The following is a 25,247-nucleotide window of genomic DNA, read 5'->3' as shown; positions in this document are numbered from 1 at the left end:
AAGAAGCCATGACGCTCTATCACGCCTTTGAATCGCTACTGGTCCCGCTGATCGTGGTGGCCTGCGCCGTGCATGTGGCAGCCCGCTACATGCCGCGCACGCGCGAGCGCGTGAAAGCCGGGCTGGCGGCATCGCTGGGCGGTGCGTCGGCGCAGGGCTGGCGCGGCTGGCTGGCGCGCCGGATGACACCGCGCGAGGCGGCGGCTGGCTGTGCCACGGGGTGCGACACGAATAGTGGCTGCGGCACGTGTGGGTCGAATACTTCGGCTTCCACGGGCAATTCCGGCTCGGGTTCCGCAAACGAGCAGGTCATCACGTTCGTGCGCAAGTCCTGATGGCGTGATCGATGCTGGTGGATGACGGCGGTCCTTCGGGGCCGCCGTTTTTGTTTGTGGCGCAGGTGAGCGGGCACGCAGAAACGGGTACGCTTTTGCCCGAGACACTGTTCTGCGCTCCCCTCTCCCATGAAATGGGAGAGGGGCTGGGGGAGAGGGAAAAGCGGTCTAAATCGCGACCTGTCGCATTGAGAGCCGCCTGGCCCTCTCCCCCGGCCCCTCTCCCGCACGCGGGAGAGGGGAGCAGACCGAAGCATGCGAGCCGTACGCAGAAACGGGTACGCCCGTGAATCGCCGGCTACTGTGCCGTGCCCGGAATCGTGATCGAAAGCGGCATGGCCTCGGTGCCGGCAGTGCATGTTGCCGTGACCGTGAAGGCGCCGGTTGCCGTCGGCATGATCGACGCCGAGTTGGGCGCGAGCGGTGACTGCGTGAGCACGATATTGCCGCTCGATGTCGACCACGCCCAGCTGCTTCCGCACCCCGTGATGCCCTCGTCAACACCGCGATGCAACAGTTGCACGGCGATCGTCGTCACGCCGGCCACGCGCATCACCACCAGTGGCTGCGGGCCGTTGTAGGCCAGTGCCCAGGTCGGTTGTTCGGTGACAAACAGGCTGGCGCGCGGCTTGGCGCTCAGCGTCAGGCTGCCGGCCATTTCGGCCAGTATGCTCTGCAGCGGCGATGCACCGTTCGCGCGGCTGGTGCTTACCGTGGTGATGCGCGTCGACGAATCCGGCAACACTGCCAGCGTGGGCGACGTCGTCGTGAAGGTCCACAGGCCGGTGAAATCCGCAGTTGAATCGGTGCCATCGTTGCGTACCACCTGCGAGTTATAGGTCTGCGGATGGCCGTTGAGCACGTTCAGCGCATTGATCTGCGCGCCGTTCTGCGACAGCACGAGCCGGTAGCTCGCCGTGCCCGCCGGGAACACGGACACCGGGAACGCGCCGGTCAGCGTGCTGCCATCAGGTGCGGTGACCTGGACACTGACCACCGACAACGCAACGGCACTGCCTGCATTGACGCCGAGCAGCGTGCCGACATTCGACGTTCCTGTCGCCTGCACCGCCGACGTGCTGCTGAGCCACGTCCATCCGGTAGCGATTGCCGAGCGGTCGGCGCCATCGCTGTCGATCAGCGATGCCGTCACGGGCAGCGTCTGCCCATTGGTCATCGATAGCGAGGGATAGGGCAATGCAAGGCTGTACGTCGTTGTCCCAGGCGCCACTACCGTGATCGATGCCGACGCCTGCGGAAGGACCGTCGTGGCATTGTTGGCGCCGGTCACGGTCGCCACCACGCTGATGGTGGCAGTACCGGTGCCTACGCCGGTCACCACCGCACTGCCCGGGACAGTACCGGCCGCAACCGCCGCGATTGAAACGTTCGAGGTGGACCACGCAAAACTGGTCGATCCCGTGACATCGTTGCCGAGATCGTCAACCACTGATGCAGTCAGAGAGATCGAATTGCCTACGCTGACCTTGCCCGAGGTCTGGTTCATCACCAGCGTATAGGACTTCGCCACCGCCGCCGTGCCACCGGCACCGCTACCCGTGCCACTGCCGCCGCTGCCAGTGGGCGCCGTGCCGGAACCCGAACCGCCGCCTCCGCCACCGCATGCCGCCATCAGCAATGCAATCGCCCCACAGGCAAGCCACGTGGCCCACGTACGTGTCCGCATGATGATCCCCTCTGTTTGTGGTTATGGTCCCGTTCCCACAATCAGACTAGGCGCGATGCGGCGGATGCAATACCAGCCAGAGGACTGAGCGCAAGCCCACATAGCGGACCAGGATTCATCCATTGGTCGGAAGTCCGGCCGCTACATATGCTCACGTTTGCCGATTTCGGCGTTAATTCACGGTTGACGCCTGCGCGTCTTCTGAACTACGCCATTCGGCAATGGCGCGCGCACCGGCAACGTCGACCTGGTAACGCTGGCGCTAAACCTGTACACGCAGCGCGTGGACCAGGAATTGGACTTCTCCGATATTGACCAGGTACGCCAATGCGTCGAGCACTGCAACCAGATGCCCGTGCACCCTACTGCGCCGAAGAAAACCGGTGTGCCCTGCCCCCACAGGGCACACCGTGAAAGACGCCCTCAAGGACGCCCACGACATGCGCGGTGCACAACCACGTGCGCACAGCGTAAGGGGATCGACATCGCGGCGCCACGAATCCTTCCGCATGTCGATAGACGTTGAGTCAGCGCAAACACTGTCGCACTTCGCATCAGCCTGTCGCGCACAGGCGACGGTCATTGACCCTTCGTAGTGAGGGGTGATTCGCAGTTGCTTTGCATCAAGGTCTGGCGGGACACCGCAAGACACACTGGGCGCACTTTTTCGATGTCAAGTGCTTGTCCAATATGACTACTCTCTTCTCTCTTCGCCGCAAGACCCTCGCTTCGTCCATCTGCACGGCGCTCGCCGCCGCAACGATCGGTACGCTCTCGGCACCGGCCATGGCCGCCGATGAAACGCAGGGCAACTGGATGGTCCGCCTGCGCGGCACGTTCCTGAACATGGACAACAAGTCCGACCCGATCGGCGGTGTCGGCGCATCCGACCGCATCAGCGTCAACAACAAGTGGATTCCCGAAGTCGACGTCACGTACTTCATCGTGCCGAACATTGCGGCCGAACTGGTGCTGACGATTCCGCAGAAGCAGGATGTCCGCCTGGATGGCGCGAAGATCGGCTCGTTCAGCCATCTGCCGCCGAGCCTGCTGCTGCAGTACCACTTCATCCCCAACGGCACGTTCCGCCCCTATGTGGGCGCCGGTGTGAACGTCACGCGCATCTGGGGCGCGGACATCGCCGGCGGCACGCTTGGTCTCGACCGCTGGAGCGTGGGTCCTGCCCTGCAGATCGGCATGGACTACAAGGTAACCAAGAACTGGTTCCTCAACGTCGACGTCAAGAAGGTCTGGATCTCGAGCAACGTCTACGCGAACTCGACCGGCGCAAAGGTATCGTCGGTGCAACTCGATCCGTGGCTGTTCAGCGCGGGCGTCGGCTACCGCTTCTAAGCCACACGCTTTCTCCTCCTTGTCACACGGTTGGGCTGACACGGCCCATTCCGCTTCCATGCGCGCGGCGATCCCGCGCGCTTTTTTTCGCGCTTTTTTTCGTTCTGGGAAGAGATTACCGGAACGCCGGTTCGTCGAAGCTGCGCAGCTTTCGCGAGTGCAGTTGCTCGACACCGTTTTCGCGCAGGATCCGAACCGCCTCCAGGCCGATGGTCATGTGCTGGCTCACGCGTTGCCGATAGAACGCATTGGCCATGCCTCGCAGCTTGAGCTCGCCATGCAGCGGCTTGTCGGATACGCACAGCAACGTACCGTAGGGCACGCGCAGGCGGAATCCGTTGGCGGCCACTGCCGCGCTCTCCATATCGATGGCAATCGCGCGCGACTGGTTGAAGCGGGCGTATAGGGCCTTTGACTTCAGCTCCCAGTTGCGGTCATCTGTGGATACCACCGTGCCGGTGCGCATGCGCGTCTTCATCTCGGTGCCAGACAAGCCCGTCACGCGTGCCACGGCTTCCTGCAGTGCCACCTGGATCTCCGCGATAGGCGGCACAGGCACCCACGGCGGCAGGTCGTGGTCGAGCACGTGGTCATCTCGCACGTACGCGTGCGCCAGCACGTAGTCGCCAAGCTGTTGCGAGCGACGCAGTCCTCCGCAGTGCCCCACCATCAGCCAGCAATGCGGCCGCAGCACCGCGAGGTGGTCGGTCATCGTTTTCGCGTTGGATGGCCCCACGCCGATATTGACCAGCGTGACACCGAGCCCGTCCTCGCGCACGAGGTGGTAGGCCGGCATTTGCGGCAGCGCGCGCGGGCGCGTTGCGTCGTCGGGCTCCGCTGCACCAAGCTGCTGAATCACGTCGCCAGGTTCGACAAAGCTCACGTAGCCATCGCCGCCGTCACCGGCCATCAGCGAGCGGCCCAGCGTGATGAACTCGTCGACATAGCGCTGGTAGTTCGTAAACAGGACAAAGCGCTGAAAATGATGTGGCGCCGTGCCCGTGTAGTGATACAGCCGCTGCAGTGCCAGATCCACGCGCTCGGCCGAGAACAGCGACAGCGGCCACGCCTCGCCCGGAGTCGGCTCGAACGTGCCGTTGGCAATCGAATCGTCGATGCGGCTCAGTTCGGGCAACACGAACGAGGCCTCGAGTTCGCGCGCCTGCGTGTAGCTGATATCGGTGGTCGACGCTTCGATCACGAATGGCAGCGGGATCGGCCGGCGCGACAACCCGACGACCACCGGCACGCGGTGATAGCGCATCAGGCGTTCGATCTGGTCGCGATAGTAGTCGCACAGCAGGTCCGGGCGCGTCACTGTCGTGCCATAGACGCCAGGGTAGGCCACCGTGCCCCAGGAGGGCCGGCTGTCGGTCACCATCGTTTCGAGATTGACCGATATACCCAGGTACGGATAGCACGCGTGCGCGGCCGAAGGCAGCGGCTTGCCCTTGGCGAACGCGTCAAAGCGCGCGCGCACGGAAGCCACGGAGCTGTCATAGATTTCGCGGATGCGCGCGAGCGCGCTATCGGCGTCGTTGAACTCGGCCAACTGATCGGCCGGGTGGGCGGAAGAGAAGATCGAGGCGTTCATGGCAGCCATCATACCGCTTGCATCCCGTGCACAACAGAGCCATGTGCAGGCGTTGCGTGCGTCAGCGGACGCCGGTGCGTTTCCGGCAAAGTTGTTTGACGCGGCGGCATTCGCTTCGCTACACTCTGCGCCGAAACGCGCGGGGAATCCGCGCGCTCGTGGCGCAAGCGCCGCCGCATCCCCCACTTTGGCGGGGTCGCGCACGTGCGCAGGTATCAGGCTGGAGGAGTCGTCAATGGAAATCCGCAACCCGTTGCCCGCAGAAATCGAGGCAGCCCGGCGCTTGCTGGCCGCCAACGGTTGGGAACAACGGGTCAGCAATCCCGAACGGTTCGCACAGCTGATCGCCAATTCGCAACGCGTTGCCGTGGCCGTCGAAAACGGCGAAGTCATCGGCTTTGCACGCGCGCTCTGCGACGATATCTCGAACGGCTATATCTCGATGGTCGCGGTGGCGCCACAGCATCGGCGCCGCGGCATTGGCCGCGCGCTGATGCGTCATGTCATGGGCAACGACCCCGACATCACCTGGGTCCTGCGTGCAGCGCGCTCTTCCGAAGCAGCGTTCTTCGGCCAGATGGGCTTTGCCCCGTCGATGGTGGCGATGGAGTGGCACCGGCGCTGAGCGGCGCCGCCGAACCACGCGTCATGGCGCGGGATATTGCGCCATGGCCTTGCGGAACTCCGCTTCCGTGCCCTCGACATGGTACAGCTTGCCGCCCGGCGCGAAACGGTCGGCACTGGACAGGCCACCCACCACCACCGGCTGGAAACCTGCATCGCGTACCAGCCTGCCCGCCTGCATCAACGCGGCGGCATCGTTGCCGGCCATCGGCACGGCCATTAGCAACCCAGTGCGATTGCTCTCGCGCTGGAAGGTGGCGGCACTCGTAAAGTTGAAAACGCGCACGATGCGCGCACCGGGCAGGTACTTGGCGGTGGTCACCCCGATGCCGTTGGCCTTGGCCTCGTCGACGATCGCGCCATCGCGTGGTGATATCGCATTGGTGGCATCGAGCACGATCTTGCCCTTCCAGTCATTCTGCCGGCCCAGTTCGGGCACCGCGCTGTAGGGCACGGCAAGAAGCACCACATCCGCAAATGCCAGGGCCTGCGCCACGGTGCCGGCCTGGGCCAGCGGGCCCAGTTTGTCGACCAATGACTTGAGTTCCTCGGGATGGCGCGACGAGAACATCACCGGATGCCCCGCGCTGACCCACAATCCGCCGATCGTCCCGCCGATATGGCCGGAGCCGATGACGCCGATCTTCGACCTTGGCTTGCCGCGCAATGTCTGCGCCTGCGCCGGCAGTTCCACCGCACCGAGTGCCGCCGACAGCGTGGCGGCAACCAGCAGCCTGCGGCGGCCGCCCCGGAATCCCTTGCCCGTTTGCCCCATGGCTCGCTCCAGTCGTTCCGATCCAGACACTCTAGGCCAAATCGCGGCGCATGGCGCGGCAAGTTGTTACGGGAGCGTCATACCGTCGGCAAGCGTACCCGTTTCTGCGTGATCAACAATGGAAGCCGCTTCAGGCTGAAGCGAAGCGGTTCTGGCTAGACGCGGGGCCGCAGACAGTACAAGTAGTACGGCAAGGCCCCCGCAACGACGCCAGAATCAGTCTGAAGCGGTTTCTTACTCGGGCTGGATGTTCGCGGCCTTGATAATGCGGCCCCACTTGGCCGATTCCTGCGACTGGAACTTTGCCAGTTCGGCCGGCGAGGTCGTGAACACCTCGGTGCCGGTCGTCTGGTAGAAAGTGGCCGCGGTGTCGCTTCGGGCTGCCTTCACCAGCATCTGGTTCAGCTTGTTGACCACGGCAGGCGGCGTGCCGGCCGGCGTATAGGCGGCGAACCAGTAGCTCATCTCGTAGCCTTTCACGCCGGCCTCGTCGATCGTCGGCACATCCGGCGCCAGCGGGGAGCGCACCTTGCCCGAGACGCCCAGCGCGCGCAGCTTGCCACTCTTCACCTGCGGCAGGCCCGTGGCGGTATCGGTGATCATCATCTGGATCTGGTTGCCGAGCAGGTCGGTAATGGCCAGCGGGTTGCTCTTGTACGGCACATGCAGCAGTTCCACATGCGCCATCTGCTGGAACAGCTCCCCGGCGATGCGCGAAGACGAACTGCCACTGCCGAAGCTGAGCTTGCCCGGCTCCTTCTTGGCCAGCGCGATGAACTCGCCCACGGTCTTTGCGGGCACCTGCGGGTTGACCACCATGATCTGGCCGCCGCGGCCCAGCGCGGTCACCGGCGCGTAGTCCTTGACCGGGTCGTAGGGCAGCTTCTTGAACAGGTGCTCATTGGCCGCGTGCGTGGTGTTGGTGGTGATCAGCACCGTGTAGCCATCGGGCGCGGCCTTGGCCACATCGCTGGCGGCAATGAAACCGTTGGCGCCCGGCTTGTTGTCGACCACGACACTGACCGTGGCCTCCTGCGTCACGGCCTTGCCCACGGCACGCGCGAGCTGGTCGGTGGCGCTACCTGCCGCAAAAGGAACGACGAAGCGGATCGGCTTGTCGGGATACTCGGCCCACGCGCTGCCGGCCGGCAGGGCCAGGCAAGCGAACGTGCCAAGAGCAAGAATGGCGGCTGGAATGGCGGCCAGGGCCTTCGACCTGCGAAACGCGTACATCTTTGTCTCCTCTGTTCGTTCTGTCATGGGTCGGCTCGGCAATCATGCGGTGCCGCCGGCGAGCCGCGGCGGCAGGGGGATCTGCATGCCCAGCAGCAGAAAGGCCAGCGCCTTGCCGTGGGCATCAAGGTTGAGCGCGTCGTTGACGCCGCCATCGAGCACGCCATCGATCACGAAGTTCATCGCGTGGATCGATGGCACCAGATAGCGCTTCACAGCCGTGGGATGGCGATGCGCGAACAGCGTGCGAACGGCGTCCTCGGTGACGTGTGCAACCAGATGCTCAAAGTCGCGCGCGTCGTAGGCAATCACACTGATGTTGGAGCGATCACCCTTGTCGCCGGTGCGGCCGTGGGCAAGCTGGTAGAGCAGGAAGGGCTGGGCGGATGGGGTCATGGCGGATTCCAGTCAGGCCATCAGGGTGTGGCGCGGCGTCACGGCGGCGCGCGGCGCCAGGCACGACATCGCATTCAGGCGTGCGCGCAGCGCCGTGCGCACGCCGCCACCGCCGGCCGGGCCGCAGGTATAGAGCGCGTTGACTTCGCGCAGCAGCGCCTGGGCAACGGCCTTGTCGTCGTGTGCCAGGGCCGCGCGCAAACGCACATCCTGCGCGGCAGGCTCATGCGGTTGTGGGCGCGCGAGCATTTCACCGGCATCGTCGGCAAACACGCTCAGCACGCCAATCAGGTCGAAGCGGATTGGCACTTCGAACCCAAGCCCCTCCATGCGCTTGCGAAGTATCTCGGCGGCCAGCCGCGCGCGTGCTGCGGCGTTGGGGCCGGCGTATGAGATCTCTCCCTCCGCGATCCATCCGCCCTGATGGAACAGGTTCACCTTGAGGGTATCGGGGCGCGCATGGCCGCGGATGCCACGCACCGCCACGCGATCCGGGCCGATCTGTTCGACGGTTACCGCGCCGATATCGGCCACCACGTCCGGCGTCAGGTAGGCACTGGGGTCATGCACTTCGTAGAGCAACTGTTCCTTGACCGTGCGCAGGTCCACACACCCGCCGGTTCCGGCCGCCTTGAAGATCTCGATGCGACCATCGTCATCGAGCTGCGCGATGGGAAACCCTACCGCGTGCACATCCGGAACGTCCTTCATGCCCGGGTCCGCAAAGTATCCGCCGCTGACCTGCGCTCCACATTCGAGCAGGTGGCCGGCCATCGTTGCCGCGGCAAGGCGGTTCCAGTCGTCCCAGGCCCAGCCGAAATGCGCCATGGCAGGGCCGACAGCCAGCGCCGGATCGGCCACGCGGCCGCACACCACCACTTGGGCGCCCTCGCGCAGAGCATCGGCAATGCCCTTTGCGCCGATGTACGCGTTGGCACAGACGAAGCGTGCGTCGGGGAAAGCGTCGCCGACGATACCGCGCAGCAACGCACGGCCTGCGTCGTGCGACAGGTCGTCGCCTTCAATCACCGCCACGCGCGGTGCGGGCAGGCCCAGCTCGGCCGCCAGTTCGCCGATGCGTCGCGCGGCCGCCCGGGGATTGGCCGCCCCGAAGTTGCCGACGATTGGAATGCCGTTGGCCAGGCACAGCCCGAGCACCGGCATCAGCAGCTGGTCCAGCAGCGGCTCGTAGCCATGCTCTGGATCATCGCGGCGAGCCAGTTGCGCCAGTGCCAGCGTACGCTCGGCCAGCGTCTCGAAAATCAGCGCGGCCGGGCCGCCGGCAGCTATCAGCGTGCGCACCACGGGCAAGGCGGCGTCAGTACGGTCACCGGAGAATCCGGCGCCGGACCCGATCAGCAAGGGAGCAGTCATGGGCGTTCGCAGTACACGTTGGGGAGAGCGGCGATCCCATTCTAGGGCCGGCCCACTCCCACTAACAAACGGATGATTTGAATTAATCTATCGACTTCTTGGATGAATCCCACGCCCGCGATCATGCTCTCGAACCTGTCGGTCAAGCACCTGCGCGCCTTTGTGGCACTTGCGAGCCACCGCAATTTCACGCGCGCGGCGCAGGCGTGCCATCTGTCGCAATCGGCATTCAGCACGCTGATCCAGACGCTTGAGGAACAGGCAGGCAGCCGGCTGTTCGAACGCACGACGCGCCATGTCGAACTGAGCGCCGACGGCCGCCGCTTCGAAGAGGTTGCGCGCCGGCTGCTTGGCGATTTCGAAGCGGCCTTCGAGGATCTGCGCGACCACGCCGAGCGCCGCAAGGGCCGTGTCGCCATTGCGGCGCTGCCCTCGCTTGCCGGCGGCGACCTGCCGCCACTGCTGGCGGACTTCCGCCGGCGCTATCCGGGCATCGCGCTGGAACTGCACGACCAGTTGGCCGATGGCTGCATCGATCTTGTGCGACGTGGCCAGGCCGACTTCGCACTGGCCCCTGCACCGGCCCAGGATGCCGACCTGCGCGTCGAGCCGCTCGTGCACGACAGCTTCCATCTGGTCTGTCCGGTCGATCACCCGCTAGCAGACAGGCGCCGTATCACGCCACAGGCTCTGGCCGGGCTGCCGTTCATCCAGTTGTCGCGAACCAGCAGCGTGCGGCAGCATCTGGATGCGGCGCTGCATCCGCTCAAGCTGCACGGGGTCATGGAGGTGGAGCACCTGGCTACCGTGGCGGCGCTGGTCGAGGCGGGCCTGGGCGTGTCCGTGGTGCCGGCGCTGGCGCTGTTCCAGTTCCGGCGGGAGGGGCTGGCGATCCGTCCCATGCAGATGCCGTCGCTGATGCGCGAAATCTGCATGGTGCGATTGAAGGAACGCAGCGATTCAGCCGCCGCGGCGGCGATGATCGAAACCCTGCGGGCGCATTACCGGGGCGGCAAGCGCTGAAGATACCGGCGCTCAGAAATGCCCGAGATACCCGCCATCGACAGCCAGCACCTGCCCGGTCACATACGACGCGGCAGGCGAGGCAAGAAACACGACCGCGCCCGCCACTTCATCCGGCTGGCCCCAGCGGCCTAGTGACGTCCGGTTCCGCAGCCACTCGGCCACGGTAGCGTCGGCCACCATCGCCTGGTTCGGCTCGGTGGCAAAGTAACCGGGAGCAATGGCGTTGACGGTGATGCCCTGACGGCCCAGGTCAGCCGCCATCGCGCGCGTGAGCGCATCCAGCCCGCCCTTGGTGGCGGGATAGAGCACGTCGTCGGCACGTGCGACCTGACCCGCAATCGACGTCACGTTGACGATGCGCCCGTACTGGCCCCGCTGCATCAGCCGGGCCGCATGGCGGCACAGCGCGTAGGGAGCAACGAGGTTGGTCTCCAGCATCGCGCGCAGGTGGCCCGCATCGAGCTGGTCCATCGAATTGCGATTGCGCGCGCCGGCGTTGTTGACTAGGACATCGAGCCGCCCGTGCCTGGCGGCGATGTCATCGAACGCCGCAGCTACGGCGGCCTCGTCTGTGATGTCGAGCACAAGCGCCTCGGCGCCGAGTCCGTGCGCCTGCAGTTGCGCCACGGCCTCGCTGACGCGTCCGGCGTTGCGTGCGCAGATCAGTACATGCGCCCCGGCGGCGGCCAGCCCGGCGGCGATCGCCTGGCCAAGGCCTTGCGCACCGCCGGTGACCAGTGCCACGCGGCCGGAAAGCGAGAAAGGATGGGCTGGGTAGGAAGTTGCCATGCGGGCAAATATACCGCAGCCCCGGTCCCTCTAGCCGATCACTAGCGGATCACTAGCGGATCAGCTTGCCGGTTGACGAAACGATCGACATTTCGACGAACGAGGAGCCGGTATGGCGCGTGGGGCTGTAGCTGATCAGGATGCCGCCCAAGTCATAGTCGCGCAGGCCCTCCAGTGCCGCCACGAGCTTTTCGCGCGTGAGTTCTGGCCCCGCGCGGCGCAGGCCTTCCACCAGCACCTTGGCCGACATGAAGCCTTCCATGCCCGCGTTGGTCGGCTCCACTTTCTGCGCCTTGGCCATGCTGCGGTACTCGCTGGCAATGCTCATCTGGCTCGAATTCATGCCAGGCACCACCTGCGTGATAATCAGGCCGCGGCCGTCGTCGCCAAGCTCCTTGATAAACGAGTCGGCCGCATTGTTCGACAGCGTGACAAACTGCGCCTGGCTGCCGGCCTTCTTCATCTCGCGGATGATCTTCGCGGCTTCCGATCCGGAGCCGATCACCAGCACGGCCTGCGGGCCGGCCTTGTTGATGTTGGCAACACCCTGGCCAATATCACCCATCGGACGATTGAACGACGCCGCCCCGGCCGGCTGCACGCCGCGCGCCTGCAACGCCGTGGTGAAGCCTTCGAAGACGTCCTGGCCGAAGCCGTCGTTGGCATAGAAGATCGCGATGCGGCTCATGCCTGACGTGGCAAGATGGTTGATCGCACGTGCCACCTCGTCCTGGTACTTGGCGCGCACGTTGAACACGTAGCGATTGACCGGCCGGTGCAGCGTAATGGCGCCGGTCAGCGGCGCAACCAGCGGCACCTTTTCCGCGCCGATGATCGGCAGGATGCTCTCGTTCTGCGGCGTGCCGCGCACCATGAACAGCGCGAACACCTTGTCGTCGGCGATCAGCTTGTGCACGTTGCCGGGGGTGCGTTTGGCATCGAAGCCGTCGTCGTAGGTCAGAAGCTCGATGCGCCGGCCCGAAATGCCGCCGCTTGCATTGATCGCGTTGAGATAGACCTGGGCACCCGCGATCTGCTCCTTGACGGAGCCCGCCACCGGGCCGGTGACGCCGGCCGACTGGCCGATGCGAATGGTGCTCTTGGTGATGCCGGGTTCGGCTTGCGCCGCGATGGGCGTGATAAACCCGAGCGTGGCGGCAAGCATGCCGCACGCAAATTGCCTTGCGTTCATTGTTGACCCCTCCAGATGCGCTGGCGTGTTTATTTTTTAGAAGCCGCTTCAGAACGAAGCGAAACGGCTTCTTGTGCCAATGCGCGCCGCGCGACTGCACACACCCTCACGGTGCCACACGGCGGCTTTCGCAAGGTAACCCAACGGCAGCGATTGTTCAAACGAAGGGGGGGATGAAGACGGGATTTGCGGGGGAAAGTGTTGCTGCGGCATCACACCGGAAACCCGATGACTCCGGTAACGGTTTCAGGTGTGGCCGCAGCATGGCGCGCGATAGCACGTGCGCCGGGGCGCGCCACGACTGGCGCGCTGGGTGAAGCCGGCGTTCCCGGTATCAGGGGAAGGCCGGTACCGCAGGATCGAGGCCGGCAAAGGCCGCTTCGGGATGCACCTTCTGCAGCAGCGTCTCGATCTCTTCGACGCGGCTGCGCGGCACGTCCACCATCAGCAGCAGCTTGCCTGCCTCGATGTCCTTTTCAAACGTGCGCAGACGGCTGTTGGGGGCCGAACTGCCGATCATGCTCGAGGCCCACGCGCCAAACACGGCGCCCAGCACGGCGAGCACGCCTACCAGGCCCCATTGCGGCGAGTCGCTGACGATCGGGAACATCGCCACCACCACCCCGGCCACGATGCCGACGCCACCGCCAACCATCAGGCCCATTTCCGCGGCATGCACGATGTCCGAAGTCTGGAACAGGTTTGCTTCGTGCAGACCCGTCATGTCGGCGCCATCGCGTCCCACGAAATGGATGTGGCTATTCTCGATACGAGCCAGCAGCAGGTCGTCCATCGTGCGACGCGCGCTTGCCAGGTCGGGCAACAACCAGAAGATCCGTTTGCGCATGACTTGTCTCCTCTGTCAGGCCGCCCCGATGTGGGTCATCCGTCTGCGGGACGGGTTAGTTGGTGTTCTACTCCCTCCGCGAAGCCAGCGCAAGGTACCGAATGGATGACAGCAAGGGGGTGGGCGCTTGATGGATTTCGCGCGTCACATCACCCCCCCGGATGCCCCTCAGAATGTGATCGGTAGCCGCACCGTCACGGTCAGGTCTGGCGTGTCGCGCGTCAGGCCGGCGCCCACCGACAGGTTCAGCGTGTATTTGTTGTTGAAGCGGTACGAGTAACCCACCAGCAGCGTGCCCTGCGTGATGCGCACGGAGCCTGGAACGGTCTGTCCGTTCTGCTTGGTCGGCCAGATGATGCTCTGGTCATAGCCGATACTGAACGACGCGTGCTCATTGAGCGACAGGCCCATGCCGAAGTTGAACTCGAAGATGTCCCCCGGGGCGATCTTGCCGAGGAACTCCTGCTCGCCATTCAGCACGGTCCGGCTGACGTTGTCGCGCGCGAAGTTGTGCAGGTAGCTGAAGGTGCCGAAGAACACCGCCGGATCGGTTGGCAGCAGCCACGTCACGCCGGGCTGGATTGCCTGGAAGCCGGTACCCGTCGGCATGCCCAGCGGCAGCCCGGTGCCGGTGGTATTGCTCACGCAGCGCGTCACGCAATCGGTCACCACTTCGAACGGATCCGTGCCGGTGTTCGACTTATAGCGCAGCCAGCCGATAAAGTACGGCATCTTCTCGTTGCCGAAATTGAGCTGGTAGCGCAGGGTCGCTTCCACGTCTCCAAGCCCGCTGCCGCTGGCATTGAAGGCATTGTCGACGGCCGTACCCGTGAAGATCTCGCGGCTGACCGTATCGCTGCTCGAATGCACGTACGGCACCTTGGCTTCGATCTCGAGCCGCTTGGTGATGCCATAGCGGAATGCCAGCGATGTGATGTACGTCGACGTCTTGATTTCACGCACGTCGATCAGGCCGATCAGCAGCGCGGGGATCACCGTGTAACCCACCAGCACGGCACGATCGCTCGACGAGTAGCCGTACTGGAAGCTCGGTTCGACGACGATCTTGCCCTGCGGCGTCAGCACGCCTGGCTGATCGAAGATCGGTGCGATTTCCGGCGGACGCGTATCGCGCTCCGGCGGCTTGCCCACCGGCTGTTCGGGGCCCGCCACCGACTCGCCCTGCTGGTCGCCCTGAGCCTGGGCCCCCTGTGCGGCCTGGCCCTGTTGCGTGTCCTGCGGTTGTGGTGCCACGGCCTGCGGCGGCGCATCGGATGGCGCCTGCTGCGCCTGCACGCCCTGCTGAGCCGTATTGTTGATCTGGGTGGCTGCGCTGCCCGCGCTGGCGGCCGCGGCGTTGGTGGCGGCATTGCCCGGCGTCACGCCGGTGCCCACCCCCGCCTGGCCGCCGCGTTTTCGCGCCAGCGTTTCGGCATCCACCGTGCTGCGAAGGTCGCGGATCGTGGCCTCCTGATCGGCCAGCGCGCGTTTCATCGCCTCTAGCTGTTTTGCCTGTTCGGCCAGTTCCTTCTGGAGCGATTCAAGTCTGGCCGCTGCTGGCGGCCCATCGTCAGGCGGCGTTTGCGCGTGGGCCATGCCGCCAAGCAGCAACATTGTCGAGCAACCGGCAAATCGGATGCCCTGCAGCGAGCGCTTCTTCATGACGTCTTCCTCCCCCGGGGACGGCGGGCGATTACGCGGTCGCCCGCAGCCAGTTCGTTCGATGTCCTTCTGTGCGCGAATACTGTTCCTTGCTACGCAATACACCCAGTTACTTCATGCCGGCCATTCTCTGGATGACGCTGTTCAACGCGGTGTTTGCCATCTGCGAGCGGAATGCCGCCAGCGTGTTCACACTTGCGTTGATCGTCATCAGGCTCTGTATGTTCTGGTTGTTGAGGGTATTCTGGATCACCGTGGCGGGCACGTTCGATACCGCACCTACATTCGCGGTATTTGCCGCACCGTTCTGAATCACTGTAAGCAGGCCGTTGGTGACAACGGTGCCTGTCGCGGCGGTAGCTGTCGCGGCAGCCTGCTGCGCCAGTCCGGCGGCGCCAGTCGCCTGGGCCACGCCGCCAGTGGCGGCCGCCGCGCTTGACGACGCCGCCGCACCGGCCGCGCCCTGGGCACTGCCTGCCGCGCCGTTTGCGGCTGCCATCGACGACTGTCCTGCCTGGCCCGCCGCGCCCTGCGCCGCCGCAGCGGCAGCCTGCGCGGCTGCAATGGCGGCACTGGCCACGCTGTTGGCGCCCGTCACCGCCACGGTCACCGGGGCCAGTGCCTGAGCAAGCTGCGCCGCCTGCGCCGAGGTGATGTTGCTGATATTCGGAATCGTGATGCTGGTGGCGACGGCCAGTGCGCCGTTGACGAACACGGCACGATCGATACCGAAGCCAACCTGCAACCCGCCACCGACATCGAACCCGCCGCGCGAATCTTCAAGCCGCGCCTGCGCGACCGGTTTCCACTTGGCCATGCCCTTGCGCGCCTCGGCCACCTGCACTTCGGGTTCGCGCGTGGCCATGGACATGGCTGCCTCGAGCGAGTCCCCGGAGGGATGAAACCGGGCCACGGTGGCCTTGTCGACCGGCACCACTCGCGCAGGCGCTTCGGCAACGGGTTCGGCAATGACAGGTTCGGCAACAGCGGGTTCGGCGGCACGTGCCGCATCGGTGATCGGGGCTTCAGGCAGCGCCGCCAGTTCCGTCGGCGCCGGCAATGCGGGTAGATCGATGGCGGTCGGAACCGCCACGCTTGCGGTGTCCGCTGACTCCGGCGCCAGGGTCTCGACACCCGCGTGGGCATTGCCCGCGCAGGCGAGTCCCGCGCCCAGCAGCACGGCCGCGGTTGCCGACCCGGCCGTGCGTCTTGACGCGGAAGAAATGGTTGTCTGGACCATGATGTTCCTCAGCTCAAAAATCAGAGGCGCCATGCTTCGGCATGACGGTGAAGAACAGGCTGTCTCGGGGGACTCCCATCCAGTACGGGCCCGACGGCGCGACACGCCAGTCGGACGCGAGGTTGAAACGTGCACTCTCCGTGCGGTTGTGGATGACGAACAACAACTGGCTTTCCCAGATCTTCTCGAAGTGATCGCGTTCGAGAGCGCGGGTACCGCGTGCGGGGTCGCCAATCAGCACGCGGTTGCCTTTCACCCCTTTCACCACGACAAAGTGGTGGTAGCCGTTCTCGACGATCAGGACGATGGCCGGGATCTGCGCTTCTTCCAGCTTCGACAACGGCAATTCGTAGCCGTCGGCCTGGAAGCCGCGCGATTCCAGGAAGCGCTTCATGTCGAGCAGCGAAAAGCCTTCCGTGCGAATCTTCGCCTGGTCGCCGTTGACATACATGTTGGCGAAGACGGTTTCTTCGTTGACCGGGAAGCCGTATTGGTAGGTCAGCAGCGTGGCAACGGCGGCGGAGCCGCAACTGAAGTCATACTGCTGCCGGATCGTCGTGCGGAAGCGCGCCTCGCGCAGGCTGGTCACGGGCACCGTGTACGAGTTGCCCTGATCGCCCGGAATGCGAACGGTATCGGCGCGGGCTCCGGCGATGCCGCCCAGCGCCACCGCCACGGAGGCGGCTGCCAACAGCAGGCTGCGCATGATCATTTGAACTGGACGTTGAGGATGGTCGCGTTCTGGATCAGTACGTTGTTGCCTGAATTCTGGATCACGGTCGGCAAGCCCGAGGCGTTGGCAAACGAGCCATCCGAAACGATGTTGCTGCCGGAGAGCGTATTGATGGCGGCGTTGTTGCCCACCGTGCCGCTCAGGCGCATATCGTTGACGACCAGTTCGGCGCCGCCGCGCACGCCGTCGAGCTTGTCGCTCGCGACTGCACTGGCTGTCGTACCGAAAATATTCAGTTTTGGACCGGCGTCCGGCGTCCCCGCCGCAACGCTTGCCGCCGCGCCCGCCACCACGGTGGCTGCGCCCGATTCACTGCTTGCCGCCGCGACGGCCGTGGCGGTTGCCTCGGCACTGGGCGGCCCTGCAACGGCCTGCGCAAACGGCCAGGCCAGAATGGCTGTCGACAAAGCCAGGACAGCTCGGCGATGCGATCGCATGGTGCGTCTCCTCATGCCCCGAGACGCGGCCCCCCATCCGGGCCGCGAGCTTCGGATGCGATATCGGACATACAGGCGTCTGACACGCCAGTGCAGCCGGCACGCGAGCGCGCCGGTATGCACTGTCCTTCCGGATTCAACCCTGCGGGCGCCGTTCCGCTCCGTGCGGAACGGAACAGACGCTCAACCGGGCTTAGTGCCCGACGTTCAGGTTCGCCTGGACGTTGACGCTTTGCTGCACCAGCGACGCCATGCCGCTGTTCTGGTTGGCAATCATGATGCCCGCTGCGGACTGGCCGACGCTGGCCATCGCGTTGGACATGTTGAAGGTTCCAGCATCGACATAGTTGGTACCGCCAGCGCCGCCGGCGCCACCAACTGCACCATTGCCAGTACCACCCGTGCCGCCCATGCCGACGCCACCAGTACCACCTGCACCACCAGCGCCTGATGTTGCGCCGACTGCGCCGTTGCCGGCCGTTGCGCTGCCGTTCGAGGCCAGGCTGCTCGCGCCGCCGTTGGTGGCCGAGCCGCCGGCACCGCCTGCGCCTGCCGTGCTGGTTTGAGCACCGCCTGCACCGCCGGTAGACGTAGCTGCGCCGCCAGTTGCCGCACCAGCCGTCGAGGCGTTGGCACCACCAGCACCGCCGGTACCCGTGCCGGAACCGCCGCCAGCAGCCGAAGTGGCCGCACCGCCAGCGCCGCCAGCGCCGCCAGTAGCCGTGCCAGAACCGCCAGCGCCCGAAGCAGTGCCACCAGTGCCGGCACCGCCAGCACCAGACGTTGCCGTGCTATTGCCAGCATTGCCATGGACCTTGCCCAACGCAGCAAGCGCACCACTGCTGCCACCAAGGCCGCCGCTGGCGCCCAGGGCGCCGCCGCCACTACCCTTGGCATTGCCGCCATCGCCGCCAGAGCCACCCTTGGCGCCGGAGCCGGCGTCGCCGCCGCTACCCTTGCCCGAGCCGCCAAAGCCGCCTACACCAAGGCTTGCCGAGAGCGCGCCGCCGCCATAGGACTTGGCGCTGCCACCGTCACCAGCCCAGCCCTTGGCATTGCCGCCATTGCCGCCGTCGCCTGCAGAGGCGCTGCCGTTGGAGGCATAGCCTGCAGTAGCGCTGCCGTTCGTCGCCGAACCGCCCGAGCCGCCGGCACCGCCGTTGCCACTGGCGCCACCGTTTCCAGCATTACCACCAGTCCCGCCGTTGCCAGTGCCGCCCTTGCCCATGCCACCCTTGCCACCCGCGCCGCCATTGGCGTTGCCATTATTGGTGGCAACATTGCCGATGTTGTGGATGTAGTTGCCAGTCACCGTGCCTTCAAGCTTGCTGACCGCGATCGCCTTGCTGGTGTTGAACGCGTCGGTGAACGTGGCGGTAGCCGTACTGCCATTCGCTGCAGCGGCGTTGCCATAGCCGCTCATGTCCTGGTCACTGTGGTTCTTGGAGTTGGTGTTGGTGGTGTTGGTAGTAGTGGTCTTTGTCTTGCTCGAAGAATTCCCGTTCGCCTGGATAGCAGTTGAATTTTCATTTGCATCGGCACCACTGCCGCTTTGTGTCGCGGTTGCGGTTGCGGTCTGCGTGTTGTTCTGGGCCTTCTGGTTGGTGTTTGTCGGGTTTGCCAACGCCTGGCTACCTGCTAAGCCAAAAGCTAGCGCAATCGCCGACGCAAGTAATGTCTTGTTCATACGTTGCTCCCAGGAGAAATACACATCGCGGCTCAGCCTCCGGCCGCCGCTCATACACGCCGAACGACGGCTGGAGGTTCAGGTCCCGCACCGTTGCCGGACCAGCCTTCCCTTGCGCATATTCAGTGCCAGCACTGAGGGCCAGCGCCGAAACCCGTTGAATTACAAAGGCTGCCGCACGCGCGCAGGGGAACTTTTCCCGACAGTTGTGCACCGCACATAGGCGCGAGGTCTGTGCGCGGCAGTAGACATGTCACAGCGCTGTGACACGGGATCTGGCCCGCTTGCGGGGCCCTTCCGGCGCCCTTGGGAAAAGCGGCGCCTTTTCAAAGGGTTACGGACGCGCCGTCGGCAGTCGCACGCCGCCGGCGCGCGTTACGGCAATGAAACATCCATACCGTGGTGACCTGCGTGTCGCTCGACAATGTGCCGGTAAACCTGACTAGTCAGTGTCGGCTTGGTCATGCTGCAATTGCGGCGGAGCGCCATTTTGGAGGCGCCGTCACCTCCATCCATGGAGGGAATCGGCGCGGAGGCGGGGCCTTTCTTGCGGCAAGTGCTGTCCCGATGTCGTCTGGCAACAGTTGGGGCGGCCAATTGTGGCGCCCACGCCGCGAGTGCGTTTCTTGCTAGGCTCTATGTCTGATTTAAAGTACATTACACGCGTCTAGGACTTGTCAGCGCATTCGCTAGGGAAACCATGAGTGAAGCCGTCGTTCCCCTGTATCACCAGATTTACGTGGTGCTCCGCCAGCAGATCGTGGAAGGCCGATTCGGCCAGGGCCCGCTGCCTGGCGAAATCGACCTCGCCAAGCAGTTTCACGCCTCGCGCGTGACAATGCGGCGCGTGTTCGACCGTCTGGTCCAGGAGGGTCTGGTGCGCCGGCACCGCGGGCTCGGCACGTTCGTCAACCCGCACCCGGTCAAGCCGCAGGTCACCGAGGAGCGCGCCACGAGCCTGCTCGGCGCGATCATCGACATGGGCGAGAAGACCGCGGTCAAGGTCATTTCGATCGACGAGGTTCACGCCACCCCCGAAGTTGCCGAGGCGCTGCAGATCCAGGTGGGCGACCCTGTCGTCAAGGTCGTGCGCGTGCGCCACTACAAGAGCCGTCCGCTCTCGTACATCACCGTCTACCTGCCCGCCAGCCTGGGCCGATCGCTGACGCGCAAGGATCTGGAGACCACGCCGATGCTGCGCCTGCTGGAATCCGCCGGCGTGGAACTGGGCCGTGCGTCGCAGGTGCTGACCGCCCGGCTGGCCGACGTAGTCGTGGCCCCGCTGCTTGACGTACCCGTGGGCGGCGCGCTGCTGGCTGTGCGCCGTGTGGTGCTGGACAAGAGCGGCAGGCCGGTGCAGTTGCTGTTGGGGCAGTATCGGCCCGACCGCTACGAGTACCGCATGGAACTGTCGCCGATGGGCGGCGGGGACAGCGCCAACGTGTGGGTGGAAAACGAAACCCGTACGGGCCTGCGCGACTGATGGGCAAGGGCGGGAGTCAGGGACGTGACAGCGTCTCTTAGAGCCCCGCTCTAATTGCGGTAAAGAAAAATCGGGCGATACTGCGCACTCCACATCACACCAGGAGCTTTCGTCATGCCAGTCGTTCGCCCGGGCGAGCATCAGCCTGCCAGCAAGTCCGCCCCGCAACCCGCAAGCAGGATGCGCCGCGTATCTGGCGCCGCGCTGCTTGCGCTGGTGGCGCTGTGCATCGCTCCGTCCGGCGCCGAAGCCGCGATAGCTGGCGGCAAGCCGATCCGCATCCTGGTGGGCGCGCCCGCTGGCGGCACCACTGACACGCTGGCACGCACGATTGCCCAGGAGATGTCGCAGGTGCTGGACCAGCCCGTGGTGGTCGAGAACCGGCCCGGTGCAGGCGGCAACATCGCCGCCGACATGGTTGCCAAAAGCACGGCCGACGGCACCACGCTGCTGATGAGCTTCACGAGCCATACCATCAACGCAACGCTGTACAAGAAGCTGCCGTTCGATCCGATCCAGGACTTCACGCCGATCACGCTCGTGGCCACTGTTCCCAGCGTGCTCGTGGCGCGGCCCAGCCTGCCGGCGAACAACATCCCCGACCTGATCCGCCTGGCCAAGTCGGAGCCCGGCAAGCTGAATTTCGGCATCGGGGCGGTCGGCTCGTCGGTGCATCTGGCCGGAGACATGTTCAAGATGATGACGGGCACCTACATCGTCAACATCCCGTACAAGGGCACCACGCCAGCCATTACGGACCTGCTGGCCGGCCAGGTGGACCTGATGTTCGCCAGCACGATCAACGTGGCGCAGCACGTCAAGGCGGGCAAGCTCAAGGTACTCGGCGTCACCAGCCCGACGCCGCTGCCGCAGTTCCCCGGTGTGCAGCCGATCGGCGCAACCGTGAAGGGCTTCGAGTCGAGCGCGTGGTTCGGCCTGTTCGGTCCGGCCAACCTGCCGCCGGAAATCACGCAGACGCTTTACCAGGCCGCGCGCCACGGGCTGGAACAGCCCGCCGTGCGTCGCCGTCTGGAAAACGATGGAGCACAGCCGAGCGGCATGCCGCCCGACGCGTTCGCAAACTTCGTGAAACAGGACGTCAAGCGCTGGGCCACCGTCGTGAAGTACTCAGGAGCCCAACCGGAATGACCCCTCCGCACGGCAGCGCCGTCGATCCGCAGATCCTGCCCGCTACGCTCGCCCAGAAACTGGTCGCGCGCGCAGCGGGCGTGGCGCATGTCGTGCCAGGCACCGTGGTGATGTGCAAGGTCGATCTGGCCATGTCGCACGATTCCAGCGGTCCGCGACGCGTTGCGCCGCTGCTGCGTGAACTCGGCGCAAAGGTATGGGACCCATCGCGCTTCGTGGTGGTCACCGACCACTTCGTGCCCGCTGCCGACCCCGAGGCCGAGGCGATCATCCGCTTCACGCGCGACTGGGTGCGCGAAGCCGGCATCACGAACTTCATCGACAACGAAGGCATCTGCCACGTGGTGCTGCCCGAGCGCGGCCATATCCTTCCCGGCCGGTTCATCGTCGGCGGCGACAGCCACAGCCCGACGGGCGGTGCGTTTGGCGCCTACATGTTCGGTATCGGCGCCACCGAGATGGCCGGCGTGCTGGTCACGGGCGAAATCTGGCTGCGCGTGCCGAACACGATCCGCATCGAGTGGCAGGGCATGCTGTCCGAAGGCGTCTGCGCCAAGGACATGATGCTGTTCCTGTGTACCACGCTGGGCATGGCGGGCGGCCGCTATGAAGTCATCGAGTACACGGGCACCGCGGTCAAGGCGCTGCCGATGCAGGAGCGCATGACGCTCACGAACATGAGCACCGAACTTGGTGCCCAAACAGCGCTGATCGCGCCCGACGCGACGACGATGGCCTGGCTGGCCGATGCCGGCGTCGATGCAGCTACGCTCGCAGGCATCGACACGCGCCAGTGGCGCAGCGACGCCAACGCGCCAGTGCTGGCCACGCATCGCTTCGACGCCGCCACGCTGGCACCGCAGGTTGCCGCGCCGCATTCGCCGGCGAACAGCGCGCCGGTGGACCAGGCTGCGGGGCAATCGATCGACATCGCCTATCTTGGCGCCTGCACCGGCGCCAAGCTGGAGGACCTGCGCATGGCCGCGCGCGTGCTGCGCGGGCGCAAGGTGGCACCGGGGGTGTCGTTGCGGGTCGCGCCGGCCTCGGTCCGCGACCAGCAACAGGCAGCGCTGGAAGGTACGCTCGGCGCGCTTGTCGATGCGGGCGCGGAACTGCTGCCGAACGCGTGCAATGCATGCGCGGGCTACGGCGCAACGCGCTTCGCGGCGGGCAGCCGTGCCATCGCATCGACCGCCCGCAATTTCCCCGGCCGCATGGGCGATGCGGGCAGTGCCGTATGGCTGGCGTCCCCGCTGACCGTGGCCGCCAGCGCCGTTACCGGCCACATCACGGACCCGCGCACGCTACTGGCATGACCCCGGCACCCGATTTTCAGCAACCACCGGCCGGCCGCATCTGGCGTTTCGGCGACAACGTGGATACCGACGCGATGGCCCCAGGCCCCTTCATGAAGGCGGGGCTCGACGTACTGGCAGCGCATTGCCTGGAGAGCCTGCGGCCGGAGTTTCCGGGCGCGGTCAAACCCGGCGACATCATCGTGGCCGGCAGCAACTTCGGCATGGGCTCATCGCGCGAGCAGGCGCCGCAGGCACTGAAGCAGCTTGGCGTATCGGCGGTGCTGGCGTCGTCGTTTGCGGGCCTGTTCTATCGCAATGCGATCAATATCGGGCTGCCGGTGCTGGTATGCGCGCACACCGCCGCGCTGGCCGATGGCTTGCGCGCGGCGTTCAACCTCGATGCCGCCGAGGTGCGACTGGACGACGGCACGCGCGTCCCGTGCGAGCCAGTGCCCGACTTCCTGCTCGCGCTATTGCACGCCGGCGGCCTGGTGCCGCATCTCAAATCGCGCCTTGGCGGCTGATATTGGCCGCCATGCGAGAGCGGCGCCGCGTCTTAATGCGCGGCGGGGCCGCCGTTCCTGAACTCCCCTGACGCGCCATCGTTGCGCGGCCAGGTGCCAGGTGTGGGAACCGGCGGCGTGCAACCGGCATCGCGCAGCAGCGACAGCGCTTCGTCGTCCGAGGTTTGCGTGAAATCGAGATAGAACGCGCCGACGGCTCCGAAATTCGGCGGGATGTTCAGGCAGACCACCTGATCGGCCACACCGCGCAATGTGTCGATGCCATCGGCCGATCCCACCGGCGCCGCCGCAATCACCTCCGCGGCACCTGCCATGCGCACGGCATCGAGCGCGGCACGCATGGTGGCGCCCGTGGCCACGCCATCATCGACGACGATCACGCGTCGCCCCGCCATGGCCGCAACGGGGCGTCCCTGACGATATCGCTGCTGCCGTCGGCAGATTTCCCCGAGCTGACGACCGCGTTCGGCGTCGAACGCGCCAGACTCCAGCGCGCGGCGCGCCCAGGGATCGTCATTGACGACGGTATGCGGCCCGCTGCCGCCCGCATCGCCCTCCACGACCGCGCCCAGTGCCAGTTCCGGGTAACCGGGTGCGCCGATCTTGCGCACGAGCAGCACATCGAGCACGGCGCCGAGCGCACGCGCAACTTCATAGGCAACGGGAACACCGCCGCGCGGCAGGGCCAGCACCAGCGCCGGGTCACCATCGCGTGACCGGGCAAAACCGAGTTCGACCAGATAGCGGCCGAGATACTGACCCGCCTCGCGGCGGTCGGCAAAGCATGGCGGCAGACTCATGACGGACTCCCGCAGAATGGCTGGGAAGATGGCGGAAACCGATGGGGAAAGCCGCGCCGGGCGCGACTCCACAGCCACTATAGTCCTGCCCCGGCAACCCGGCGCAGCTTTGTTTGTGCTGTCTTTATGGCACGACAAGTCCGCACTGGAAGCAGGGTCGTTGTTGCGAATGCTGCGCTATCGCAGCGATAGGTCAGGCGATTGATATCGGAAGTGAAACAGTCTTTTCGGGCGAACGTGGCTGATCGGATTGCAGTGACTGCGTACGATGCGTTGCAGGATGGCGATCCCGTCCAGTCCCCCAAAATGCGGCGCCCGGGAGCAACAGCGAAGAACCCCGAAAACCCGCCCTGATCGAGTGAGCGTTACCGTGAATCCGCAACAAATCTCCAGCAGCAACGACGAGGCCGTTCAACCCGAAGCCGACCTCGACATCCCCTTTGGTTCGCTCGACGCAGCCGCGATGGCCGAACTGCCCTACACGTTCCGGCAGACCGGCAACTGCGCGCGCTACTACCAGGAATTTTTCGGCTGAGCGGCGGCGCCAGGGCCGCCACGCTCGCCCACGCCTATGGCGCCGGTCCTATGGCGCCGGTCCTATGGCGCCGGCACGTGTTCGATGACCGCTACTGAATCGGCACCATCAGCCAGGTGTGCGCGCGCAAATTGCGGCACGATCAGCGGGTTCAGGCCCTCGAGCGCCTGCAGGACCAGCAGGATGAGCATGACCGGCATGACTTCCTCCCTCGGGTTTACGGCGAACAGACTGGCGCAAGCTCCATGCCACCGGGCGGGCCGGGCTGGCGCATCTCTTTGACGCATGGTGGGGCGTGCCACGTCCCGCCGCCACCATCGGGGCCACCTCGGGCGCCACCTTCGGGCGCATCCCGCGCACCGTATCGGCGCATCAGCCGGCAACGGCCCGACTGATGAAAGCGTACCCGTTTCTGCGACCAACGTGGTGAGCCGTCATTGCGATGACAGGGCACATCCGGATGCGGTAGCCAAC

At 65.5% G+C, this 25,247-nt stretch carries 25 protein-coding genes and 1 pseudogene; 10 read left to right on the top strand and 16 right to left on the bottom strand.

Annotated elements, in window-relative coordinates:
• Positions 1-8: 8 nt before the first annotated feature.
• A complete protein-coding gene (locus tag B552_RS0114985; RefSeq protein ID WP_019449847.1) occupies positions 9-335 on the top strand; it encodes a DUF6587 family protein in 327 nt (108 codons plus the stop codon).
• A 298-nt stretch (positions 336-633) separates the two neighbouring features.
• Here B552_RS0114985 and B552_RS0114980 read toward each other — a convergent pair whose 3' ends face one another.
• Entirely contained in the window at positions 634-2,022 is a 1,389-nt protein-coding gene (locus B552_RS0114980) for a hypothetical protein (protein WP_157160259.1), read from the bottom strand.
• Between the two features lie 214 nt (positions 2,023-2,236).
• Between B552_RS0114980 and B552_RS28890 the strand changes: the two are divergent.
• Together B552_RS28890 and B552_RS0114975 are read left to right on the top strand one after the other, a co-directional pair.
• Positions 2,237-2,386: pseudogene (locus tag B552_RS28890) on the top strand (hypothetical protein); the annotation flags it as partial.
• A gap of 326 nt (positions 2,387-2,712) precedes the next feature.
• Positions 2,713-3,375 (top strand): OmpW family outer membrane protein, encoded by a 663-nt coding sequence (locus B552_RS0114975; RefSeq protein WP_035879858.1) that lies wholly within the window; start codon positions 2,713-2,715, stop codon positions 3,373-3,375.
• A gap of 115 nt (positions 3,376-3,490) precedes the next feature.
• Here B552_RS0114975 and B552_RS0114970 read toward each other — a convergent pair whose 3' ends face one another.
• Positions 3,491-4,981 (bottom strand): AMP nucleosidase, encoded by a 1,491-nt coding sequence (locus tag B552_RS0114970; RefSeq protein ID WP_019449844.1) that lies wholly within the window; start codon positions 4,979-4,981, stop codon positions 3,491-3,493.
• Positions 4,982-5,204: 223 nt separating this feature from the next.
• Here B552_RS0114970 and B552_RS0114965 point away from each other — a divergent pair, with 223 nt between their 5' ends.
• Positions 5,205-5,594: a GNAT family N-acetyltransferase gene (locus B552_RS0114965; protein ID WP_019449843.1), complete on the top strand. Its 390-nt coding sequence runs from the start codon at positions 5,205-5,207 to the stop codon at positions 5,592-5,594.
• 21 nt (positions 5,595-5,615) lie between these two features.
• On the opposite strand, the gene B552_RS0114960 is transcribed toward B552_RS0114965, so the two are convergent.
• The 4 genes from B552_RS0114960 to B552_RS0114945 form a co-directional block, all read right to left on the bottom strand.
• Positions 5,616-6,368, bottom strand: coding sequence for an NAD(P)-binding domain-containing protein (locus B552_RS0114960; RefSeq protein WP_019449842.1), 753 nt, complete (start codon positions 6,366-6,368; stop codon positions 5,616-5,618).
• 234 nt (positions 6,369-6,602) lie between these two features.
• Complete coding sequence (locus B552_RS0114955) at positions 6,603-7,601, bottom strand: tripartite tricarboxylate transporter substrate binding protein (RefSeq protein WP_019449841.1); 999 nt, start codon at positions 7,599-7,601, stop codon at positions 6,603-6,605.
• Positions 7,602-7,643: 42 nt separating this feature from the next.
• Positions 7,644-7,997 carry a hypothetical protein gene (locus tag B552_RS0114950; RefSeq protein ID WP_019449840.1) on the bottom strand — a complete coding sequence of 118 codons (354 nt, stop codon included), beginning with the start codon at positions 7,995-7,997 and terminating at the stop codon, positions 7,644-7,646.
• 12 nt (positions 7,998-8,009) lie between these two features.
• Positions 8,010-9,371, bottom strand: a complete 1,362-nt coding sequence (locus B552_RS0114945) for an acyclic terpene utilization AtuA family protein (RefSeq protein ID WP_019449839.1) — start codon at positions 9,369-9,371, stop codon at positions 8,010-8,012.
• Positions 9,372-9,494: 123 nt separating this feature from the next.
• On the opposite strand from B552_RS0114945, the gene B552_RS0114940 reads away from it, so the two are divergent.
• Positions 9,495-10,394 (top strand): LysR family transcriptional regulator, encoded by a 900-nt coding sequence (locus tag B552_RS0114940; protein WP_026035679.1) that lies wholly within the window; start codon positions 9,495-9,497, stop codon positions 10,392-10,394.
• 12 nt (positions 10,395-10,406) lie between these two features.
• Here B552_RS0114940 and B552_RS0114935 read toward each other — a convergent pair whose 3' ends face one another.
• The 8 genes from B552_RS0114935 to B552_RS0114900 form a co-directional block, all read right to left on the bottom strand.
• On the bottom strand, positions 10,407-11,186 hold the full coding sequence (locus B552_RS0114935; protein WP_019449837.1) for an SDR family oxidoreductase: 780 nt from the start codon (positions 11,184-11,186) through the stop codon (positions 10,407-10,409).
• 52 nt (positions 11,187-11,238) lie between these two features.
• Positions 11,239-12,378, bottom strand: coding sequence for an ABC transporter substrate-binding protein (locus B552_RS0114930; RefSeq protein WP_026035678.1), 1,140 nt, complete (start codon positions 12,376-12,378; stop codon positions 11,239-11,241).
• A gap of 334 nt (positions 12,379-12,712) precedes the next feature.
• A complete protein-coding gene (locus B552_RS0114925; protein ID WP_019449835.1) occupies positions 12,713-13,225 on the bottom strand; it encodes a hypothetical protein in 513 nt (170 codons plus the stop codon).
• Positions 13,226-13,393: 168 nt separating this feature from the next.
• Positions 13,394-14,887: an acetate kinase gene (locus B552_RS0114920; RefSeq protein WP_019449834.1), complete on the bottom strand. Its 1,494-nt coding sequence runs from the start codon at positions 14,885-14,887 to the stop codon at positions 13,394-13,396.
• A gap of 109 nt (positions 14,888-14,996) precedes the next feature.
• Positions 14,997-16,127: a hypothetical protein gene (locus B552_RS0114915; protein WP_019449833.1), complete on the bottom strand. Its 1,131-nt coding sequence runs from the start codon at positions 16,125-16,127 to the stop codon at positions 14,997-14,999.
• Between the two features lie 13 nt (positions 16,128-16,140).
• A complete protein-coding gene (locus B552_RS0114910) occupies positions 16,141-16,839 on the bottom strand; it encodes a C39 family peptidase (RefSeq protein WP_019449832.1) in 699 nt (232 codons plus the stop codon).
• Positions 16,836-17,297 carry a hypothetical protein gene (locus B552_RS0114905; protein ID WP_019449831.1) on the bottom strand — a complete coding sequence of 154 codons (462 nt, stop codon included), beginning with the start codon at positions 17,295-17,297 and terminating at the stop codon, positions 16,836-16,838. Before B552_RS0114905 ends, B552_RS0114910 begins: the two co-directional genes overlap by 4 nt.
• A gap of 193 nt (positions 17,298-17,490) precedes the next feature.
• Positions 17,491-18,984 carry a hypothetical protein gene (locus B552_RS0114900; protein ID WP_019449830.1) on the bottom strand — a complete coding sequence of 498 codons (1,494 nt, stop codon included), beginning with the start codon at positions 18,982-18,984 and terminating at the stop codon, positions 17,491-17,493.
• 700 nt (positions 18,985-19,684) lie between these two features.
• Between B552_RS0114900 and B552_RS0114895 the strand changes: the two genes are divergently transcribed.
• The 4 genes from B552_RS0114895 (at position 19,685) to B552_RS0114880 (ending at position 23,438) form a co-directional block, all read left to right on the top strand.
• A complete protein-coding gene (locus B552_RS0114895) occupies positions 19,685-20,467 on the top strand; it encodes a GntR family transcriptional regulator (protein ID WP_019449829.1) in 783 nt (260 codons plus the stop codon).
• A 114-nt stretch (positions 20,468-20,581) separates the two neighbouring features.
• Positions 20,582-21,616: a tripartite tricarboxylate transporter substrate binding protein gene (locus B552_RS0114890; protein WP_026035677.1), complete on the top strand. Its 1,035-nt coding sequence runs from the start codon at positions 20,582-20,584 to the stop codon at positions 21,614-21,616.
• On the top strand, positions 21,613-22,932 hold the full coding sequence (locus tag B552_RS0114885) for a 3-isopropylmalate dehydratase large subunit (protein WP_019449827.1): 1,320 nt from the start codon (positions 21,613-21,615) through the stop codon (positions 22,930-22,932). Before B552_RS0114890 ends, B552_RS0114885 begins: the two co-directional genes overlap by 4 nt.
• Positions 22,929-23,438, top strand: a complete 510-nt coding sequence (locus tag B552_RS0114880) for a 3-isopropylmalate dehydratase small subunit (RefSeq protein ID WP_019449826.1) — start codon at positions 22,929-22,931, stop codon at positions 23,436-23,438. The genes B552_RS0114885 and B552_RS0114880 overlap by 4 nt, the downstream gene beginning before the upstream one ends.
• 32 nt (positions 23,439-23,470) lie before the next feature.
• Here the strand turns inward: B552_RS0114880 and B552_RS0114875 are convergent, their stop codons facing one another.
• Positions 23,471-24,238 carry a phosphoribosyltransferase family protein gene (locus B552_RS0114875; RefSeq protein WP_019449825.1) on the bottom strand — a complete coding sequence of 256 codons (768 nt, stop codon included), beginning with the start codon at positions 24,236-24,238 and terminating at the stop codon, positions 23,471-23,473.
• Positions 24,239-24,608: 370 nt separating this feature from the next.
• On the opposite strand from B552_RS0114875, the gene B552_RS29090 reads away from it, so the two are divergent.
• Complete coding sequence (locus B552_RS29090; RefSeq protein ID WP_193352190.1) at positions 24,609-24,773, top strand: hypothetical protein; 165 nt, start codon at positions 24,609-24,611, stop codon at positions 24,771-24,773.
• Between the two features lie 62 nt (positions 24,774-24,835).
• Here the strand turns inward: B552_RS29090 and B552_RS28885 are convergent, their stop codons facing one another.
• Positions 24,836-24,973, bottom strand: a complete 138-nt coding sequence (locus B552_RS28885; RefSeq protein ID WP_019449823.1) for a hypothetical protein — start codon at positions 24,971-24,973, stop codon at positions 24,836-24,838.
• Between the last annotated feature and the right edge of the window lie 274 nt (positions 24,974-25,247).

This window comes from Cupriavidus sp. BIS7 (assembly GCF_000292345.1).
Taxonomy (GTDB): domain Bacteria; phylum Pseudomonadota; class Gammaproteobacteria; order Burkholderiales; family Burkholderiaceae; genus Cupriavidus.
Note: the sequence above shows the minus strand (reverse complement) of the source record. Positions and strands in the feature narration are given on the sequence as shown.

What these genes read in the sequence shown, in the direction of transcription:
- B552_RS0114985 (WP_019449847.1), top strand. Translation starts at nt 9, where the DNA reads ATGACGCTCTATCACGCCTTTGAATCGCTACTGGTCCCGCTGATCGTG.
- B552_RS0114980 (WP_157160259.1), bottom strand. Translation starts at nt 2,022, where the DNA reads ATGCGGACACGTACGTGGGCCACGTGGCTTGCCTGTGGGGCGATTGCA.
- B552_RS0114975 (WP_035879858.1), top strand. Translation starts at nt 2,713, where the DNA reads ATGACTACTCTCTTCTCTCTTCGCCGCAAGACCCTCGCTTCGTCCATC.
- B552_RS0114970 (WP_019449844.1), bottom strand. Translation starts at nt 4,981, where the DNA reads ATGATGGCTGCCATGAACGCCTCGATCTTCTCTTCCGCCCACCCGGCC.
- B552_RS0114965 (WP_019449843.1), top strand. Translation starts at nt 5,205, where the DNA reads ATGGAAATCCGCAACCCGTTGCCCGCAGAAATCGAGGCAGCCCGGCGC.
- B552_RS0114960 (WP_019449842.1), bottom strand. Translation starts at nt 6,368, where the DNA reads ATGGGGCAAACGGGCAAGGGATTCCGGGGCGGCCGCCGCAGGCTGCTG.
- B552_RS0114955 (WP_019449841.1), bottom strand. Translation starts at nt 7,601, where the DNA reads ATGTACGCGTTTCGCAGGTCGAAGGCCCTGGCCGCCATTCCAGCCGCC.
- B552_RS0114950 (WP_019449840.1), bottom strand. Translation starts at nt 7,997, where the DNA reads ATGACCCCATCCGCCCAGCCCTTCCTGCTCTACCAGCTTGCCCACGGC.
- B552_RS0114945 (WP_019449839.1), bottom strand. Translation starts at nt 9,371, where the DNA reads ATGACTGCTCCCTTGCTGATCGGGTCCGGCGCCGGATTCTCCGGTGAC.
- B552_RS0114940 (WP_026035679.1), top strand. Translation starts at nt 9,495, where the DNA reads ATGCTCTCGAACCTGTCGGTCAAGCACCTGCGCGCCTTTGTGGCACTT.
- B552_RS0114935 (WP_019449837.1), bottom strand. Translation starts at nt 11,186, where the DNA reads ATGGCAACTTCCTACCCAGCCCATCCTTTCTCGCTTTCCGGCCGCGTG.
- B552_RS0114930 (WP_026035678.1), bottom strand. Translation starts at nt 12,378, where the DNA reads ATGAACGCAAGGCAATTTGCGTGCGGCATGCTTGCCGCCACGCTCGGG.
- B552_RS0114925 (WP_019449835.1), bottom strand. Translation starts at nt 13,225, where the DNA reads ATGCGCAAACGGATCTTCTGGTTGTTGCCCGACCTGGCAAGCGCGCGT.
- B552_RS0114920 (WP_019449834.1), bottom strand. Translation starts at nt 14,887, where the DNA reads ATGAAGAAGCGCTCGCTGCAGGGCATCCGATTTGCCGGTTGCTCGACA.
- B552_RS0114915 (WP_019449833.1), bottom strand. Translation starts at nt 16,127, where the DNA reads ATGGTCCAGACAACCATTTCTTCCGCGTCAAGACGCACGGCCGGGTCG.
- B552_RS0114910 (WP_019449832.1), bottom strand. Translation starts at nt 16,839, where the DNA reads ATGATCATGCGCAGCCTGCTGTTGGCAGCCGCCTCCGTGGCGGTGGCG.
- B552_RS0114905 (WP_019449831.1), bottom strand. Translation starts at nt 17,297, where the DNA reads ATGCGATCGCATCGCCGAGCTGTCCTGGCTTTGTCGACAGCCATTCTG.
- B552_RS0114900 (WP_019449830.1), bottom strand. Translation starts at nt 18,984, where the DNA reads ATGAACAAGACATTACTTGCGTCGGCGATTGCGCTAGCTTTTGGCTTA.
- B552_RS0114895 (WP_019449829.1), top strand. Translation starts at nt 19,685, where the DNA reads ATGAGTGAAGCCGTCGTTCCCCTGTATCACCAGATTTACGTGGTGCTC.
- B552_RS0114890 (WP_026035677.1), top strand. Translation starts at nt 20,582, where the DNA reads ATGCCAGTCGTTCGCCCGGGCGAGCATCAGCCTGCCAGCAAGTCCGCC.
- B552_RS0114885 (WP_019449827.1), top strand. Translation starts at nt 21,613, where the DNA reads ATGACCCCTCCGCACGGCAGCGCCGTCGATCCGCAGATCCTGCCCGCT.
- B552_RS0114880 (WP_019449826.1), top strand. Translation starts at nt 22,929, where the DNA reads ATGACCCCGGCACCCGATTTTCAGCAACCACCGGCCGGCCGCATCTGG.
- B552_RS0114875 (WP_019449825.1), bottom strand. Translation starts at nt 24,238, where the DNA reads ATGAGTCTGCCGCCATGCTTTGCCGACCGCCGCGAGGCGGGTCAGTAT.
- B552_RS28885 (WP_019449823.1), bottom strand. Translation starts at nt 24,973, where the DNA reads ATGCCGGTCATGCTCATCCTGCTGGTCCTGCAGGCGCTCGAGGGCCTG.